This is a genomic window from Microcystis sp., assembly GCF_048564745.1.
Taxonomy (GTDB): Bacteria; Cyanobacteriota; Cyanobacteriia; order Cyanobacteriales; family Microcystaceae; genus Microcystis; species Microcystis ichthyoblabe_A.
In genome coordinates, this window is record NZ_JBLZRT010000129.1 from 1 (window position 1) to 17,177 (window position 17,177).

At 43.5% G+C, this 17,177-nt stretch carries 14 protein-coding genes and 1 tRNA gene; 4 read left to right on the forward strand and 11 right to left on the reverse strand.

Annotated features, from left to right (window positions below; all coding sequences use genetic code 11):
- Positions 1 to 115: 115 nt before the first annotated feature.
- A complete protein-coding gene (locus ACOCD9_RS14440; RefSeq protein WP_287704725.1) occupies positions 116 to 1,825 on the reverse strand; it encodes an ArnT family glycosyltransferase in 1,710 nt (569 codons plus the stop codon).
- Between the two features lie 3 nt (positions 1,826 to 1,828).
- Positions 1,829 to 2,716 carry a glutaminase gene (locus ACOCD9_RS14445; protein WP_287704723.1) on the reverse strand — a complete coding sequence of 296 codons (888 nt, stop codon included), beginning with the start codon at positions 2,714 to 2,716 and terminating at the stop codon, positions 1,829 to 1,831.
- An 11-nt stretch (positions 2,717 to 2,727) separates the two neighbouring features.
- Here ACOCD9_RS14445 and glp point away from each other — a divergent pair, with 11 nt between their 5' ends.
- The gene (gene glp / locus ACOCD9_RS14450; protein WP_419547839.1) at positions 2,728 to 3,948 is read left to right on the forward strand and encodes a gephyrin-like molybdotransferase Glp; all 1,221 of its coding nucleotides are present in this window, start codon (positions 2,728 to 2,730) and stop codon (positions 3,946 to 3,948) included.
- A gap of 73 nt (positions 3,949 to 4,021) precedes the next feature.
- Here glp and fabD read toward each other — a convergent pair whose 3' ends face one another.
- The 3 genes from fabD to plsX all read right to left on the reverse strand — a co-directional run bounded on the left by fabD (position 4,022) and on the right by plsX (position 7,265).
- On the reverse strand, positions 4,022 to 4,948 hold the full coding sequence (gene fabD / locus ACOCD9_RS14455) for an ACP S-malonyltransferase (RefSeq protein WP_287704719.1): 927 nt from the start codon (positions 4,946 to 4,948) through the stop codon (positions 4,022 to 4,024).
- Between the two features lie 110 nt (positions 4,949 to 5,058).
- A complete protein-coding gene (locus ACOCD9_RS14460; RefSeq protein WP_287704717.1) occupies positions 5,059 to 6,060 on the reverse strand; it encodes a beta-ketoacyl-ACP synthase 3 in 1,002 nt (333 codons plus the stop codon).
- 149 nt (positions 6,061 to 6,209) lie between these two features.
- Complete coding sequence (gene plsX, locus ACOCD9_RS14465; protein WP_419547840.1) at positions 6,210 to 7,265, reverse strand: phosphate acyltransferase PlsX; 1,056 nt, start codon at positions 7,263 to 7,265, stop codon at positions 6,210 to 6,212.
- A 149-nt stretch (positions 7,266 to 7,414) separates the two neighbouring features.
- On the opposite strand from plsX, the gene ACOCD9_RS14470 reads away from it, so the two are divergent.
- Complete coding sequence (locus tag ACOCD9_RS14470; RefSeq protein ID WP_419547841.1) at positions 7,415 to 8,707, forward strand: D-alanyl-D-alanine carboxypeptidase; 1,293 nt, start codon at positions 7,415 to 7,417, stop codon at positions 8,705 to 8,707.
- A gap of 125 nt (positions 8,708 to 8,832) precedes the next feature.
- On the opposite strand, the gene argC is transcribed toward ACOCD9_RS14470, so the two are convergent.
- The 4 genes from argC to ACOCD9_RS14490 form a co-directional block, all read right to left on the reverse strand.
- The gene (gene argC / locus ACOCD9_RS14475; RefSeq protein ID WP_419547842.1) at positions 8,833 to 9,894 is read right to left on the reverse strand and encodes an N-acetyl-gamma-glutamyl-phosphate reductase; all 1,062 of its coding nucleotides are present in this window, start codon (positions 9,892 to 9,894) and stop codon (positions 8,833 to 8,835) included.
- Between the two features lie 254 nt (positions 9,895 to 10,148).
- Complete coding sequence (locus ACOCD9_RS14480; RefSeq protein ID WP_287704711.1) at positions 10,149 to 10,412, reverse strand: DUF3146 family protein; 264 nt, start codon at positions 10,410 to 10,412, stop codon at positions 10,149 to 10,151.
- Positions 10,413 to 10,587: 175 nt separating this feature from the next.
- Positions 10,588 to 11,577 carry a DUF389 domain-containing protein gene (locus tag ACOCD9_RS14485; RefSeq protein WP_287704709.1) on the reverse strand — a complete coding sequence of 330 codons (990 nt, stop codon included), beginning with the start codon at positions 11,575 to 11,577 and terminating at the stop codon, positions 10,588 to 10,590.
- 185 nt (positions 11,578 to 11,762) lie between these two features.
- Positions 11,763 to 11,835: transfer RNA gene (locus ACOCD9_RS14490), tRNA-His, on the reverse strand.
- Between the two features lie 102 nt (positions 11,836 to 11,937).
- Here ACOCD9_RS14490 and ACOCD9_RS14495 point away from each other — a divergent pair.
- Positions 11,938 to 12,324: a DUF4359 domain-containing protein gene (locus ACOCD9_RS14495; RefSeq protein WP_287704707.1), complete on the forward strand. Its 387-nt coding sequence runs from the start codon at positions 11,938 to 11,940 to the stop codon at positions 12,322 to 12,324.
- 125 nt (positions 12,325 to 12,449) lie between these two features.
- Here ACOCD9_RS14495 and ACOCD9_RS14500 read toward each other — a convergent pair whose 3' ends face one another.
- A complete protein-coding gene (locus ACOCD9_RS14500; protein WP_419547843.1) occupies positions 12,450 to 12,953 on the reverse strand; it encodes a DUF3122 domain-containing protein in 504 nt (167 codons plus the stop codon).
- 540 nt (positions 12,954 to 13,493) lie between these two features.
- Between ACOCD9_RS14500 and ACOCD9_RS14505 the strand changes: the two genes are divergently transcribed.
- Positions 13,494 to 16,121: a chloride channel protein gene (locus ACOCD9_RS14505; protein WP_419547844.1), complete on the forward strand. Its 2,628-nt coding sequence runs from the start codon at positions 13,494 to 13,496 to the stop codon at positions 16,119 to 16,121.
- A gap of 8 nt (positions 16,122 to 16,129) precedes the next feature.
- Here ACOCD9_RS14505 and ACOCD9_RS14510 read toward each other — a convergent pair whose 3' ends face one another.
- Complete coding sequence (locus ACOCD9_RS14510) at positions 16,130 to 16,510, reverse strand: DUF1830 domain-containing protein (protein WP_193960783.1); 381 nt, start codon at positions 16,508 to 16,510, stop codon at positions 16,130 to 16,132.
- Positions 16,511 to 17,177: the final 667 nt, after the last annotated feature.

The window sequence follows — 17,177 nt, forward strand, 5'->3', positions numbered from 1 at the left end:
TTTCAAATATTTTGAGTATAAATACTCTATATACTCACTTCTCTGCGATGCAGTCGCACTCGCGGGAGCGCATTTTGTAGCTTGCTTAAAGCTTTGTTTCTGTCTGTATCACTTGTTACTTTTTAAAATGAGAATTGCTGGAAATCTTGAAAATTAGGTAGCTATAAGCAAGATGATCAATAGGTTTACGACTGGAACGCAGCCAGTAAAAATGGTTAGAATCGGTGGTAATACCGATTAATTGATTAGCTTCTATCACCAGTAAATTAATCGGATTATCGAGGGAAACCTGTGGGGGTGCAACTTTTTGATTCTCGATGACTAAATTAAGTTTATTATCTCGGTCATAACGAATAAAGAGAGCGTTGGGATGTTTTTGAAGATAGTCTTGCAGATAATTTTTATTTTGTCCCCAATCTAAATTAGAATCGGCCAGAACTTGATAGCTCATTTTGCGATCAATAACCAATTCGTTAAAATAGGAAATATAATGGGGAAAATAGGAGAGATTGGAAATTAGTAAGTAAAGGGTCAGGACAATAATTAAAATGCGATAGGGTCTTTTATAAGCTGCCCAACTGGTAACAATACGACTAGCAAAGACAAATAAAAAAGGGAAAATCATTAAAATATATCTAATACCTATTTGAGCAGTGTTAGAACTCATTAAGATGAAATATAAGACAGTGGGAATAATCAAAAATGCTTCATTCTGCCAAAAATTTAACTGTTTTCTCCAGAGAAATAAACTGATAAATCCCAACCAGATAAATATTTGGGTAGCTATCGGTACTTTATAGAGAAAAGCAATCAGAAAATATTGGGGAAATCCCTTAATTTTAAATCCTTGTACTGGATCAACTATAAATCCTAACTGTCCCAAAAGATAGGGCATTCCACTACCAAAACCCGTTTCTTGTTTATACTTTCCGAAATCTAATGCTTGCAAATAAGCGGCGGGAATAGGAATCGGTAAAGATTTGAAGATAGGATTGGTTTGCAGCCGTTGAAAACTCTGACTGAGAAACTGATAATCTCCTAATTGCCTGCCACTTCCCTCGAAAGAATAACCAATATTTATGATTAACATTGTTGATAAAATCAGAGCTAATATATAGAAAATACTGCGCTTAATTCCTTGTTGAATAACTAAAATATTTTTCTGTTGAATAGATTGAATAATTTCCCGATGGTAAAAACCTACGCTTAAAATTACATAGATGGGAACTAAATAAACGGCTGTCAAGCGGCAAATCTGGGCAATTCCAAAAGTTAATATACTTAAAACTAGATTTTTTCTGCCACCAAATCTTAGGAAAGACCAGAAATAGTAACTGGCAATAAAAATTGAGGCGGCTCCGAATACATCTTGAGTAATTATCCGTGAATGCCCGATAATATTAGGGTCGAGAATATAGATAATTAAAGCCAAGAATCCTGCTGATAATCCATAGAGTTGTTTTGACCAGATAAAAACATATATGGCTAGAACTACTGAGATAATAATCGTGGCAAACCGTCCAAAAAACTTATTTTCTAAGTTTAGATATTTAGAGATATGAAAAAGATTTTGTATTGTTTGATCGACTAGGGGAGGCAGCGCTGAAGCTGGCATAATATTGCGATGATAAATATCTTCATCGCCCCGTTGTGCTGCCCTACCTCTGAGAATTTCTAGTCCACTTTCATAATGATAACCTTCATCATAATTGAGAGATTCTGGTAGGGGGAAAAATAAACTGGTGACGCATAAAGCCATAAATATCAGCAAGATAATTACCAAATAGAATCGGTGTTTTTTTGAGGAATTAAGGCTTATTTTCATAGATTAATTTTCCTTGACAAAATGACTTATTTTTGTTAATAAATTAAGTCCTAAAATTGAATTACCTTGCTCATTTAACAGGGGACTATAACAAGCGATCGCTCCCTGTTGCGGTACAATTGATAATAAAGCGCCACTGACTCCCGATTTAGTGGGAAAACCTACCTCAAGGGCGAATTGTTGGGAAGCTTCATAGAGTCCACAATTAGTCATAATTTCTAGAATAATTTCGCCAAAAGGAGCAGCTAAAATCAACTTACCTAAATTAGCAAGATCGGCAATTTTTCCAGATAAACAACAGATTTGATTGTAGGTTTCTAGAGCTAAATAACGATGACTGATATAACCATTTTTTTCTAATTCTAAGCTTAAAGCTTGATTGTGGGTATTAGGATAGGAGTGAACAGACTCAAGCACAGAGCGATCAAGAAATAATTGACAATTACCCATTTCATTTAACCATAAAAGCAAATTTTCACAGCGAGATTCCGGCGTTGATCCTGCTAATAAATCCGCCAAGGCAATCGCACCACTGTTAATCATAGGATTACGGGGAAAACCTCGATCCTCTTGCAGTTGAGTTAAGGAATTAAAAGGATAACTAGAAGCTTGTTTTCCCACGCGACGAAAAACAGCATCTTCCCCTAAATGAGTTAAAAGATATAATAACAAAAAAGGTTTAATCACACTCATCAAAGGAAAAGTTACAGTTTCGTCCCCCCAAGACAAAATCTCCCCCTCAAGACAGTGAATCTGGAGAGCGAAAACCTCGGGATGAACTTGGTTCAAAACCGGAATATAATAGGGAGTCTGACCCTTGCTATCCGATAAATGCACTTCCTGTATCCAAGCTTGTATATCTTCCACCCTTAATCTAGCTAATCGGTTCATTTGTTTAATCCATGTACTCAGTCAAAGAAGCAGAATCTATAATTTTAACTCAAATTCAACCCCAACCAGAAACAGAAAAAGTTTCTCTAGAGGCAGCTTTTGGGCGCATTTTAGCCGAAGATATCAGCAGTGATTTAGACTTTCCCTATTGGGATAATTCCGCAATGGATGGCTATGCTGTCCGCTACGAAGATGTCAAAGACACTAACCCAGAAAATCCCGTTACTTTAAAGATTATCGCTGAAATTCCCGCCGGCAAAGCTCCCGAAATAATTATTCAACCAGGAGAAACAGCCCGAATATTTACGGGAGCGATGTTACCCGCCGGCAGTGATACGATTATTATGCAGGAAAATACTCAAAAACAAGGGGAGCGAGTGGCAATTCTTATCCCTCCCGAAAAAATAGGTCTTTTCGTGCGTCAACGCGGCACATTCTATCGAGCGGGAAATCCCTTATTAAAAGCCGGTACTGCCATTAATTCCCCAGAAATAGCAGTTTTAGCCACGGCACAAGCTACCGAATTAACAGTTTTTTCCCGTCCCCAAGTGTCAATTTTCTCCACGGGAGATGAATTAATTAATCCCGATGAAACCCTGCAAAAAGGTCAAATTATTGACTCGAATCGCTACGCTTTAACCGCATTTGTCGCCAGTTTAGGGGCAATTCCCACACCTTTAGGTATAATCAAAGATAATCCCGATCTTCTCAGAGAAACTATCAGAAAAGCCATTAATTCTAGTGCTATCGTCCTTTCCACCGGCGGTGTTTCCGTGGGAGATTACGATTATATCGAGGGAATTTTAGGGGAATTAGGAGCAGAAATTCTGATTGACAGCGTTGCTATTCAACCGGGTAAACCCCTAACCTTTGCTACTTTTCCTAACGGTTGTATTTACTTTGGTATCCCCGGTAATCCCGTCTCTGCTTTAGTTTCCTGTTGGCGCTTCGTGCAAATAGCCATTAAAAAATTATCGGGATTAACAGATTATCAGAACAAATTTCTGCGAGTTATCACCCGCGATACTCTCAAATCTAAGGGACAAAGGGAAGTTTATCTCTGGGGAAAAATAGAAATTATCGAGGGAGTTTATCAATTTCAACTCGCTTCCGGACAACACAATTCGGCTAATTTAATTAATTTAGCGGGTACTAATGCTTTAGCCATAATTCCCCAGGGTAAAACTACTATACAAGCAGGAGAAACAGTAGAAGTTATGATAGTTTCCTAAAAAAATACCTAACCAAATTTTTGGCTAGGTATCGATCAATTTACTTCCTTCATCGAAAATATTGCTAGATAATTTAACCAACACCAATTAATGAACCCTGCAATTTAACATCTTCGCTACCCTTGCATATATCAGCTAATTGACTAATATTTTCTAACTCGATTGCGGGAGTAGTTCGTTTAATTAAACCAGTTAAAACTTTACCCGGTCCCACTTCGATCGCTTTTTCCACACCCACATCCGGCAACTTTAACATAATTTCTCGCCAGCGAACCGAGCTAGTCATCTGCTGGATTAGATATTTTTTTAATTGTTCCCCGTCCTGGGTAGGATTGCTTGGATCAACATTAGAAATCACGGGAACTTTCGCTGTTTGGAAATTAACTAATTCTAAAATCTGCTGAAACTGAATAGCGGCATTTTCCATCAAGGGAGAGTGAAAAGCCCCGGATACTTTTAACGGCATAGCCCGCTTAACTTTCACTTGACCTAATACCGAATCCACCGCTTCAGGAGTCCCAGAAATCACCACTTGTTCGGCACTATTATCATTAGCAATAACTACATTTTCCGTCTGATTAATCACTGTCTCTAGACTGGTGCGCTCAAATTTCATTAAGGCGGCCATTTTACCACCTTCGGCCCCATCCATCAAACGGGAACGGTTTTGAACTAGATTTAATCCTGTTTCAAAATTAAACACCCTGGCCGCATACAAAGCGGAATATTCACCGAGACTATGACCGGCAACTAGATCGGGAAAATGACCTTTTTCTTGCAACAAATCCGCTAAAATACTCTCCACCACAAATAAACAAGGTTGAGTATAAAGAGTACGAGATAGGGTTTCTTCATCCCCTTGACATTTTTCTAACACCGACCAACCGAGGATTTTTTCTGCTATTTCTAATCTCTCTTGGCCAAGCGCACTTTCCGCTAAATCTCCAATCATTCCTAACGCTTGCGATCCTTGTCCCGGGAATATCCACGCTGTTTTCATAAGTTCTTAAAATAGATAGATAGTTGTGTTTTGGTCAGTTATCAGTTATCAGATGTGAGTTTTAAGTTTACTGTTTACTGTTTGCTATTTACTGGTTACTGATCACTGAATTAATCTCCCCAACGGAAGATAATCCCCCCCCAAGTTAAACCAGCACCAAAGCCGGAAGAAGCAATAATATCACCTTTTTTGACCTTACCACTCCTGACAGCTTCATCGAGAGCTAGAGGAATCGAGGCCGCGGAAGTGTTGCCATACTCGCTGAGATTGCTGATCACTTTTTCTGGAGGCAGTTTCAGGCGATCGCTCACCGCGTCCATAATTCTTTGATTAGCTTGGTGCAGAACTAACCAATCGATGTCACTGGTGGTTAAATTAGCCCGATAGAGAGCTTTTTCGATGACCTCTGGCACTTTCGCCACGGCAAAACGATAGACTTCCCGTCCGTTCATTGTTAGAGGCTTATAGGTCCCTTTTTGAACCCTTATCCCCTGCTTAAGGGGCAATTCCTCCCCCTGATAGGCGAGATTAAGAGAACTATTCTGGCTGCCGTCGCTATGGAGTTCAAAACCGAGAATGTTATCTTTTGTATCATTTGCTTGACAAAGTACCGCCCCTGCCCCATCACCAAAGAGGACACAGGTAGCGCGATCGTTCCAATCCACCCAACGGGAGAGAACATCGGCCCCGATAACCAAGACATTGCGGTAAGTACCAGTACGGATAAACTGAGTGGCGGTGACTAATCCCACCAGAAAACCCGAACAGGCGGCGGTTAGATCAAAAGCGATCGCCCGATTGGCCCCGATCTGACTTTGAACTTGGGCAGCACTACCGAACAGATCATCGGGGGTAGAAGTAGCCAAGAGAATCAGATCGATGTCCCTAGGCGACACCTGAGCCATTTCTAGAGCCTTAATAGCCGCTTGGGACGCTAATTGGCTCAAAGACACCGATTGATCCGCTAAATGGCGTTTACCGATGCCGGTGCGACTTTTAATCCACTCATCAGAAGTCTCGACAATTTGGCTGAGTTCTTCATTACTGAGAAATTGCGCTGGTGTGGCCGAACCACAACCGGTAATGACGACTGCTGCCCCGAATCCGTTCAAAATATTCCCCCTTTTCAGTTATCAGTTATCAGTGATCAGTTATCAGTGGGTCAGTTATCAGTGGGAAGTGGGAAGAATAAATAAAAATAGTCTCCTGTCTCCTGTCTCGGAGTCTCCCGTCTCCTGACCCCTTCAAGATGGCTGACAGCTTAATCTTCACCGTTCACCGACAACTCTTTTAATTGATGATGGTGGTCATTGTAGGCTTGAATGCGCTCAGAAACGCGATTATCGACGGCATTTTTCGCCTGTCGGATGGCGTTAAAAATTGAAGGCGCTTGGGAACTGCCGTGACTGATCACACAGACCCCATCGACTCCAAATAACAGCGCACCACCGTGTTCCGCATGATCCATGCGTTGTTTAATCTGTTTAAGATTGGGTTTAATTAAAGCCGTCCCGACTTTACCCTGTATCCCCCTAGGTAATTCCTCCTTGAGAATTTGTAGGATAATTCCCCCCACCGCTTCGGCAAATTTTAACAGGACATTACCGACAAAACCATCGCAGACGATCACATCAAATTGTCCCGATAGCACATCCCGGCCCTCAGCATTGCCGATAAAGGGAATTTGCTGGTTATTTTCTAATAATTCGTAGGTTTTTAGGGCGAGATCGTTACCTTTGCTGGCTTCTTCACCGATATTGAGTAAACCGACTTGCGGTTCTTCAACCCCCATAACGTATTTACTGTAAATTGTCCCCATTAGGGCAAACTGCTCTAAATATTTGGGTTTACAGTCCACATTCGCCCCGACATCGAGGATAATCACCGATTTACCCGCTAACATCGTCGGCAGCACCGCACCGATCGCCGGGCGATCGATTCCTTTTAAACGACCTAAACGCAGCAACGCCGCCGCCATGGCTGCCCCGGAGTGACCGGCGGACACCACCGCATCGGCGCGATTTTGTTTGACTAAATCCATGGCCACATTAATCGAGGCCGCTGGTTTGCGACGGATAGCGGTGATCGGCTCTTCGTCCATGGCCACCACTTCCTCTGCGTGGACGATCGTGAGATTCTTGGGACGGGGATGATGCTGGAAATAAGCCTCAATCCGTTCAGAATCGCCGACTAATAATACTTCTACATCTAATTCTTCGGAAGCTCGCATCGATCCCGCGATGATCTCGTTGGGAGCGTAGTCACCTCCCATCGCATCTACCGCGATTCTTGCCCGATTTAATGCCGTTTCTGCCATTGAGTCAGTGGGATAGAAATCTTTAATAAGTTGAGCGGCAGCTCTTGAGAAAAGCTGGCCGATCGAGGATTAGTGTTTTCTGATCGAGCAATTGTTAAAAATTACCAATCATCTCTATACAATAAGGCATCATTGCGATTAAGGAAAAGATGTTCTCAGTTTTTAATTTTGCAGTTTTCGGCTTTCTCTTCGGTTGGCTGGGGGGGCAACCCCAACCGATCGCCAATATTCCCCTAATTTCTTGGCAAAATCAGCCTATTTTTGACCTTCCCACCGCTCCCGATCCCCGGGTAGCGGCGATCGTGGCCGATTATCTGCAAGACTTGACGAAAAAAGGTTTAAACTCTAGTCAACAACGGGTCTTAATTGAGACGGAATGGGCTGATTTAGCCGATCATCAGGGTAATCTGCCCGCTTCGGGGGCTTCTTTAACCAAAATCGCCACTACTCTCGCCGCCGTGGAAACCTGGCCCCTCGATCATCGTTTTGCTACTCGTTTTTACACAACGGGAGAGGTCAAAAACGGGGTGTTAGAGGGAGATTTAATTATTGAAGGGTCAGGAGATCCTCTCTTTGTCTGGGAAGAAGCGATCGCAGTGGGCAATGGCCTCGATCAATTAGGTATCCGTCAGGTCAAAGGCGATCTGATCATTACGGGTCAATTCGCCATGAATTTTCAAACCGATCCCCTCAAAGCGGGAGAATTGCTGAAAATTGGGCTTGATCAATCGAAATGGTCAAAAGAAACCCAAAAAGCTTTTCAGAGTCTTCCTAGCGGCACACAAGCCCCACAGGTGAAGATTTTGGGCATGGTTCGAGCCAGTCAAATTCGCCCCGAAAATGCCCGATTATTATTGCGTCATCAGTCCTTAACTTTAACGGAACTGTTGCGTCAAATGAATATTTATAGTAATAACGTCATGTCAGAAATGTTAGCGGAACTGCTCGGTGGCCCCGCGGCAGTGGACGCAATTAATACTAAAATTACTGGGGTAGGAGAGGAGGAAATTCAATTAATTAATGGTTCGGGATTGGGGGTAGAAAATCGCTTGTCTCCCCGGGCAGTTATTGAGATTCTCAAGGCCTTGGATCGCAAGTTAGCCAATCAACCGATCAAAGTAGCTGATTTATTTCCGGTGGGGGGACGCGATACCAAAGGAACTATGCAGTGGCGGGCCATTCCTAAAGGAGTGATGATTAAAACTGGAACTTTAGCCCAAGTTAGCGCCTTAGCCGGAGAAATTCCCACCCAAGAAAGGGGTAAAGTTTGGTTTGTAATTATGAATGCTGGTAGTGGCAATATCGAGGGATTCAGAAATCAGCAGGACCGGGTGTTACAAGCTTTAGATCAACACTGGCAAATTCTCCCAGAAGCGACTCAAGGATCGATTCCTGAAAGATCCTTTCTAGGTGATCCCAGTCGAATAAGTCAAGGTTTCTAGAATTGATTGGCTAAGAGGTTATGGTGATGAGCGAATCTGATCGAAGGGAGGGCGTACACTATGGGTCCTCACCAATCATACTGGCTGCAATGTAGGGGCGCAAAGCTTGCGCCCAAGCCGAATTTTTAAGGATAAAAACACATTTGCGGCAAAGCAAGGGATTCTTCCCAACCCATCATGAGATTGAGACATTGTACCGCTTGTCCCGATTGTCCCTTAACTAAATTATCGATCGCTGACATTACTATCACTCGATCGGTTCTCGGATCCACTTCAATACCGAGATAACATAAATTAGTACCGCAGGCCCACTTAGTTTGTGGATAGACTCCCCCCGGTAGGATTTTGACAAAGGGAGAAGCACGATAAAAAGCATTGTAGATAGTGATTAAATCATCCCGCACCAGATTGGGATCCCGCAAAGTTGCATAGACTGTGGACAGGATACCCCGAACCATGGGCATTAAATGGGGAGTGAACTGGACGCGCACCTCATGACCAGCTAAATCACCGCAAATCTGCTCGATTTCAGGAGTATGACGGTGTTTTCCCGCTACATTATAGGCCCCGATCGAACTATCTGCTTCTGCCAATAACATATTAATCTTAGCTTGTCTTCCTCCTCCCGAAGTTCCCGATTTAGCATCGATAATCGTGGTTTCCGGGAGAATTAAACCCTGTTTTAACAGGGGAGAAATCGCCATTAAACTAGCAGTAGGATAACATCCGGGGCAACCGATCAAAGAGGCATTTTTAATATCTTCCCGATAAAGTTCCGGTAAACCGTACACAGCCGTAGATGCGATCGCTTGGTCCTGACGTTCCTTGCCATACCATTTACTATAGGTTTCTAGGCTAGTAAAACGATAATCTGCTGACAGATCCAAGACTTTACACCCTTTAGCGATCAAAGGAGGGGCTAAATCACAGGCTAAACCATTGGGTAAACCCAAGAAAACCACTTGACAACGGGAGGCAATTCTGTCTAAATCGATCGCCTCCACATTAAGATTAATGCTATGTCCGAGATGGGGATATAAATCACTGTAGGGTTTCCCAGCGCTACTATCGCCCCCCAGATAGACTAATTCTACTAAGGGATGTTCTTTGAGCAAACGTACCAACTGTACGCCACCATATCCGGAAGCGCCGACAATACCCACTGAAACCTTCTGTCCTTGAGTCATTTCCCTTATTCCTAAAAATTCTTATCGTTAATATAACGCTTTAGTATGGCTGAATTTTAGCCTAACCGGTGGGATTTAAATCAAAAAACTTCCTGTAAAAACCTAGTATCTCGGCCGGGTTGTCCATAAACCGTCAATTTCTGTTGTTCAATAGGCTGTTATCTTAATGATGAGGTACAAAGTTTTCCTTTTATGAGGCCAAATTAGGTTAAACTTCATCCTTAGGAGAAAGGCTGTAATTCAATCCCCCATATTTAAAATTTTGAGCGCACTGTAAATTCATAATCTCCTCCCGGTTCTAATTGATAATCGCAGCGTTCTAAAAACCGATTCAAGGGTTCAAAAATCAAAGCCCTACCTAGGGAAGGTTGTACTAATAACTTGCCTTGAAGAAAATGCCATTGAAAACGCCATTGATATTGTTCCGTCCGCACTTCTCCCTCTAATTTCCCCGTTTGCCAAGATTGCTTAATTATCCGCACATAAGCCGTGCTTTCTGGTCGATTGCCGCCACTCACCTGAACCCTACCTATAGATTAAATATCAAACATTAAGATAGCAAATTAATCCTTGTTTGTCATTAAGTACCTAAGCAAAATTAATTACACATATCTAACCACCTCTTGCCTCTTGCCTATCTTCACTAGGAAATTAATTTTGCACGACTACTTACTTGAGCTAATTTTCTCGACTTTATTCTGGGGCAGTGACTTCATTAACCTTAGAAACCAAGACATTTAATTGAAAAGGTCGCCCCATTTCCTTAGTAATAAATTCTTCCAACAATTCTACCTGTCTGGGGGTAATGCTTTCGGCGGTTCTCACTACTAATTTCACCCGGGGAGGTTGATTGAGCCAATTAATCGAAGATTCCAATAATTCTGCCCGTTGAAAAGTAATCGTTCGTTGTAATAAAGCTTTTTTGATCAACCTTTCTAAACGAGCTTGATTGGCCAGAGTTGCAAAACTTATTCCTAACGGAATTAGCAGCACTGCTGTCAGGATAGAAGTCAAAATTAGAGCGTTACGCGCCCGATGAAAATTAGAATAACCTGCCAGCAAAAAGACCAACAAACAGGAGAGAGCAATGCCTAATAAATTGGTAATATATAACAGAGTTGCCCCCCAACTCAGCACCCAATTCCCTTGGGATAATCCTAAACCAATCGTACAAACTGGCGGCATTAAAGCCACGGCGATTGCTGTTCCCGCTAAAGTACCTGAAATTTTCGGTTCTATTTTGGCATAACCACTGATTGCCCCCGCAGTAATTGCCACTCCTAAATCTAAAAGATTTGGTTGAGAACGGGCTTGAATTTCACTACCAAATTCGGAAATTCCGATCAATAATCCTAGGAACCAAGCTATCACTAAAGCGATAATCGTACCGACTAAAATCGCCAAGGCCGACTTACGAATTAATCGCCAACTACCAATTAAACCACCAAAAGCTAGACTACGAATCGGCAACATCAAAGGGGCAATAATCATCGCCCCAATAATCACGGCCGCGCTATTAGCGACTAAGCCAAAAGTAGCGATCGCACAAGAACTAACAATCAAAGCTAGATAGGGAAAATCGAGGGACGCTTCTAACCATAAATCGCGCCACATAGCCCGCGATTGTTGCCAGGTCAAGGGTTTTCTTGAGAACCACGAGTGGGGCCGTTCTTTTCTCGTCATTGTGCTTAGGAAGATGGACTTTTATTTTACCGAAATAACACGGGAGCATGAAAGCCATTGTCTTTTTAAGCAATGGATGAAATGCGACTTTTCTAGAGAAAGATAGACTCTCTCTCACCAGCCGAGAAATCCTTTGTCGAAAGGGAAGATATAGGGAAGGAAGAATTAGCGATCCTTGAAAAGAGGGCGAACGAGGGGACTCGAACCCCCGAGTGGTGGAACCACAATCCACTGCCTTAACCACTTGGCTACGCTCGCCGTACACCTTTTCAAGTATAGCACAAGACGAATGGTTGACAAGAGGTTTTTTATCCTAATTCAGGCTATGGTTAGGGTAAGTGAGTGATGATTTGAGAGCTTATGAAATTGGCGCGGTTAGGGGGAATGGTGTTAGGGGTGGTTTTAGGGGGAATTGCGGGAATATTGCTGACAACTAACCCCAATCGTCAAGATTACGAACAATACGCTTCCCAGAGGTTAACTAGCTATCTTAAGGATAATGTCTGCGCTCAGGCGCAAGCTTCCATCGAGGTGCAAGCTCTCTTGCGGGGTTACTGTAAAATGTTGGTGGATACCGGTAATCCTTTTTTACAAGAAGCGATCGCCACTAACACATCCAGAAAGAATTTTCTCATTTTCAGCGTTTATCAAACGGAATTATCGTTCCCTCCCCCTTTACCTAGTTATCACTTCAGTACCGTCGGTTTTCTGAATAAATTATACATCTACGAAGCTTTAGAACTGTAGTCAGACAATTGAAATTTTGGTAGTGATTTTATTGTAGTGGTGATAGCTGAAACCGTGGCTAATTGAGCATTTTTTTTATTGTCGGTGATTGGGATTTCCCCCACCTTTCACCCTAACCCAAAAAGTCAAACATTTACGGAAAAAAGCAGACTTTGCCATTCTAAAAGTACAGGAGTCGGGATACTGAGAGAGCGGGGATTGTCTAGGGGTAGGGAAAGCTCGATCGCTTCGGTAACGGGTAGCTGCGCTAAGATATCCTGCATCTTGTATTGACCAACGTTAGCTGCGGGTGATTCTTGGGCAAAAGCATCCTCAGCCGCTAAAATTTGGCCTTTAGCAGTGGTTATCGTTAATCTTTCCGGGTGAAGAAACTCAATCCCCTCTGGAAATCCCACCAAGCGCAAACTAATTTCTACCGTTTCCCCATCTTTAACCCGTTTGAATAACACCACCTGCCAAGGACTACCAGTATCATCGCGCAAACTATGACGGGATTGATACAACAGCTGCCCCGGTCCTTCTAGCTGTTGTCGAGTTAGAGCTAGTGCGGACAAGGAAAAATCGATTTGAAGGCTAATAAATAGCAAAAAACTGACGAGAACACAAAATAATAATAGAAATCGTTTCATAACTTTATTGACATTAGCTAAAAAATATGATAAGAGCTTCGGCACTTGAGCCAAATTAACATCATTATATCACTATATAGTTAATTATTCAGAAAAGCTGCTGTCAAGGGAAGTGGAGCGGCTTTTGTCCGCAAAGACATTGATGATTGATTAGATAAAATGATAGTTGCAAGTAACTTCGAGATGGCTAACAAACCCGATGGATTTGCCAGAACAGAAATCAGCGAAAAACAGAAAATAGTTGATTAGCATACAAAGGAATATCCTTGAGTCTAGCTTTCTCAAAACCATGGGTTAGCCCCCCAGCCCCACAAAATAGATCTACTGTAGAGATATGGTCAATCAATGACAAGTTTTATATCCTCCGCTCAAAGATAGCGACAACCTTTGATCCTAGCCCATCGATAGACTATTATTGAGTCCACCGGTAGAAACAAGGTGAACGGTGACAGAACTTAACGGCCTATGATTAAAGAGACGAGGAATGAGAACCCGAAATAAATCCTCGCTCCGCCATTGCCTTGATTCTCCCTGATAATTATGGGACTTTTTGCCCGTCACCAAAACCTCCGTCAGTGGTTCAAATCCCAACACTTCGGACGTAGCGCCACCGATAGTCGTTATGCTTTACTGGTCGCCTGTTTAATCGGAATTCTCTCCGCCCTTGCCGCTATTATCCTGAAATTGGGCATCGGTTGGTTAGGTGGTTGGCGGGTGCATCTAGTAGCCAATTCCTCTCCTTTCCTAGTTTTGCCCCTCGGCGGTTTTCTGCTCGGTTACAGTGCCGGTTGGATTGTGGAACACTTCTCCCCCGCCGCCGCCGGGGGTGGTATTCCCCAAGTAAAAGCGGCCTTAGCTAAATATCCTTTGCCCCTGTCTTGGCGCGTTGCCGTCGTAAAAATGATCGGGGCGATCCTGATCCTTGGCGGTGGTTTAACCCTTGGTCGTCGGGCCCCCACGGTACACATCGGGGCAGCCCTAGCGGCCCAATTAAGTGTCTGGCTGCCCACCAGTCCCGATCACCGTCGTCAGATGATCGCAGCCGGGGCAGCTGCGGGGTTAGCGGCCGGTTTTACTACTCCCATCGCCGGAGTCCTCTTTGTGATCGAGGAATTAATGCGCGATGTTTCCAGTATGACCCTAGAAACGGCGATCGTGGCTTCCTTTACCGGGGCCGTGGTTTCGATGATGCTGCAGAATACCCCCTCGATCATCACTGAATATGCCAATATTAGCTTCTCTGCCCAAGAAATACCCTTTTATGTCCTTTTGGGGGTGTTAGCGGGCTTATTGGGGGCTTTATTCAATCAAGGCATACTTTTTTGTAGCCAGATGCAGCGGCGTTGGCGGTTATCTCTGGCTTGGCGTATCGGTCTGGTCAGCTGCTTATCGGGAACGGTAGTGGCTTTTTTACCCGACTTTTTTCGAGATAATACCGGTTTACGCGAATTTTTGCTGGCAGGCGAATTAAGTTGGCAGAATACCGCCCTCGCTTTTGTGGTCTATTTTTTCCTGACCATGATCTCCTATAGTTCTGGCGCCCCCGGAGGACTCCTCGCCCCCGCTTTGGTGTTGGGATCCTGTTTGGGGTTTCTGGTGGGGGGAATCGAGACGAAAATTATGGGTTTCGGCAGCGAAGCTAGTTATACTTTAGCCGGTATGGGGGCTTTTTTTACGGGAGTAGTCAGGGTTCCGGTAACGGCGATCGTGATTGTCTTTGAACTGCATCGCAATTTTAATGTTGTGCTGCCCCTGATGTTGACCTGTGCCGTTTCTTATATCACTGCCGAAAGCATTCGCCCCGGTTCCCTCTATCAGCATTTACTTTCCGCTAGTGGTATTATTCTCAACGAGGAAACCCCTGCTAATGATGTGTTGGCCCATCTGTCGGCTATAGATGTGATGCAATCGCAGGTGGAAATTCTGCCGGCGGATTTACCCCTGGGGGAAGTGGTGAAAATTATGTCTCGTTCCCATCATCGCGGTTTTCCCGTGGTGGAACAGGGGCGACTATTGGGGATTTTTACCCAAAGTGATCTGGATAAATGGCGATCAAAAAACAGTCAAACCGTGCTGCGGGAGATCATGACTCCCAATCCGATTACTGTAGCTCCCCAAGCAGCTTTAAGCGATGTTTTATTTCTGTTAAATCGCTATCAGCTTTCCCGTTTACCCGTTACCGATGGTCAAAAACTGGTGGGGATCATCACCCGCACTGATATTATCCGTGTGGAAGCTGATCAATTGGGGGGGGTTTGTCAACTTCCCCAACCCACTACCCCTTCCTATGTGGTTTATCAAACTCGTTCTCCGGCTGTGGGAATAGGCCGGATTTTGTTACCTATTGCCAATCCCGACACCGCTACCGCTTTGTTTAAAATTGCCGCTGCTGTCGCCCGTGAACGCAATTATGAGATAGATTGTCTCTATGTGATTACTGTACCTCGTCTTAGTTCTCCGGCGGAAGTCCGGGTAGATACGCGGGAAGGACGCAAATTACTTCATCGTCTGGAAAGATTAGCGCGACAGCAGAATATCTCTGTTCATACACAAATTTCGGTGGCTCAGGATATCGCCGACGGGATTTTAGCCACGATTCGCGAACGACACAGCAATTTATTAATTATGGGTTGGACGGGGGAAAGATCCACTACTGGGGCGATTTTTGGGTTTTTAGTCGATACTTTGATCGCCCAAGCTCCCTGTGAAACCATTTTGGTAAAATTGGGTACAAAGGATTGTTTTCCCAATGATCCTAACCGGGAAAGGATTTGGCTGATTCCCACCGCCGGCGGTCCCAATGCCCAACGCGCCTTAGCATTATTGCCTAGTTTGCTGTCCTTGTCCGAGTCTTCGGATTATCCCAAACTTTGGTTATGTAAAATCTATTCTCCGACGGAGTTACTGCCAGATCTGTCTATTTTGGAAGTTTTACAAGCATCTTTACAGAAAGCGATCGCACAGCCAGTCGTGCCTTTACCGATTCGTTCGGCCTCTCCGGCCGAGGCGGTAATTAATCTGGTGGAATCGGAAGACTGTTCTTTGGTGCTTTTGGGTGCATCTAGGGAAAGTTTGCTCAATCAGTTATTAAATGGCAATATCCCCTCGACGATTGCCCGTGCGGTTAATTGCACTGTGATTCTCGTGCGAGGGGAATTATCAGATTAGGTTATTAGCTAGGCGGAAGCTAAAGTTAAACCGAAGGGTACGGTATTGTCAATTTTCGCCCCTTGACTTTCCTCTAGGGAATGGGGGTAGAATATTTCCCCCTCTAGTTGACCGTCGGAGTCATCGTCATCCCCATCGCTGATATAAAGGCGTTCACAGGGGATATTATCGGAAAGGATGGCACTGGCCATCATCCCCGTATGAATCTCTAAGAAAGCATCCGCTAGGGTCTCAAATACTAAACGCTGCCCGGGGAAAACCACCCTTTCAAAATACCAGTTAGCAATATTGGTGATGCGAACAATTTGAATATGATTGGTCGCATTGACATAGCAACAAAGAATACTATTTTTCTTGCCGTTGGGGAGGGGATCGAGAATCTGTGCCATAGCAATTGGGGTGATCTTAAAGTGGGTTTGTCATCGCTCCTTCACCGTAACATCCTTTGATCCCCGATAGCTGTAAAGATGATTACATTACTCGGATAAAAATCTACCGATAGCTTTTTCTGGTGATAGAAGGCGGTTTTTATTAAAAAATAATTAAATTTAACTAATGCCTAGTTTTGGCTATTTGTCAAGGGGGTAACTGCGCTTTTTTGCTGTTTTTCTTGATTTTTTGCCCAGCTATTTAGGGTCAATCCTAATTTTCAGGGAAAAAGTACCTGAATTTTCTCCCTGCTCACTCCCAGATCTGGTATTTTTTGATTGACAAAAAGTCTAAAATTCTTACCCAACAAGGTTTTTAGATTTATTCAGCCGGCCCTAAGTATGCGCTCTCTGATTCTATCTTTTAGTCCCTGTTCGGTAACAATATCAACTACATTGTCAAGTTCACTACCGTTTAGCGGACTAAGCTGCACTGAATTTAAACTGCGTATTGAAAATTTAGTACAAATGCTCTAACTGCCTCTCCCTGCTCATAGACAGTCTTAACGAGTAATTTAGATAGTCAACAGCTTACCACCTAAACTCGGTAGCTGGAAAAAGGTTAATTGTCTCAGTTGCTGATTTTAGCCTCTAGATTAATCATCGAGAATTGAGCAAGCGATCGCAT

Bases quoted from the DNA above. Each gene is read 5' to 3' on its own strand.
- ACOCD9_RS14440 (WP_287704725.1), bottom strand. From the start codon at position 1,825: ATGAAAATAAGCCTTAATTCCTCAAAAAAACACCGATTCTATTTGGTA.
- ACOCD9_RS14445 (WP_287704723.1), bottom strand. From the start codon at position 2,716: ATGAACCGATTAGCTAGATTAAGGGTGGAAGATATACAAGCTTGGATA.
- glp (WP_419547839.1), top strand. From the start codon at position 2,728: ATGTACTCAGTCAAAGAAGCAGAATCTATAATTTTAACTCAAATTCAA.
- fabD (WP_287704719.1), bottom strand. From the start codon at position 4,948: ATGAAAACAGCGTGGATATTCCCGGGACAAGGATCGCAAGCGTTAGGA.
- plsX (WP_419547840.1), bottom strand. From the start codon at position 7,265: ATGGCAGAAACGGCATTAAATCGGGCAAGAATCGCGGTAGATGCGATG.
- ACOCD9_RS14470 (WP_419547841.1), top strand. From the start codon at position 7,415: ATGTTCTCAGTTTTTAATTTTGCAGTTTTCGGCTTTCTCTTCGGTTGG.
- argC (WP_419547842.1), bottom strand. From the start codon at position 9,894: ATGACTCAAGGACAGAAGGTTTCAGTGGGTATTGTCGGCGCTTCCGGA.
- ACOCD9_RS14485 (WP_287704709.1), bottom strand. From the start codon at position 11,577: ATGACGAGAAAAGAACGGCCCCACTCGTGGTTCTCAAGAAAACCCTTG.
- ACOCD9_RS14495 (WP_287704707.1), top strand. From the start codon at position 11,938: ATGAAATTGGCGCGGTTAGGGGGAATGGTGTTAGGGGTGGTTTTAGGG.
- ACOCD9_RS14500 (WP_419547843.1), bottom strand. From the start codon at position 12,953: ATGAAACGATTTCTATTATTATTTTGTGTTCTCGTCAGTTTTTTGCTA.
- ACOCD9_RS14505 (WP_419547844.1), top strand. From the start codon at position 13,494: ATGGGACTTTTTGCCCGTCACCAAAACCTCCGTCAGTGGTTCAAATCC.
- ACOCD9_RS14510 (WP_193960783.1), bottom strand. From the start codon at position 16,510: ATGGCACAGATTCTCGATCCCCTCCCCAACGGCAAGAAAAATAGTATT.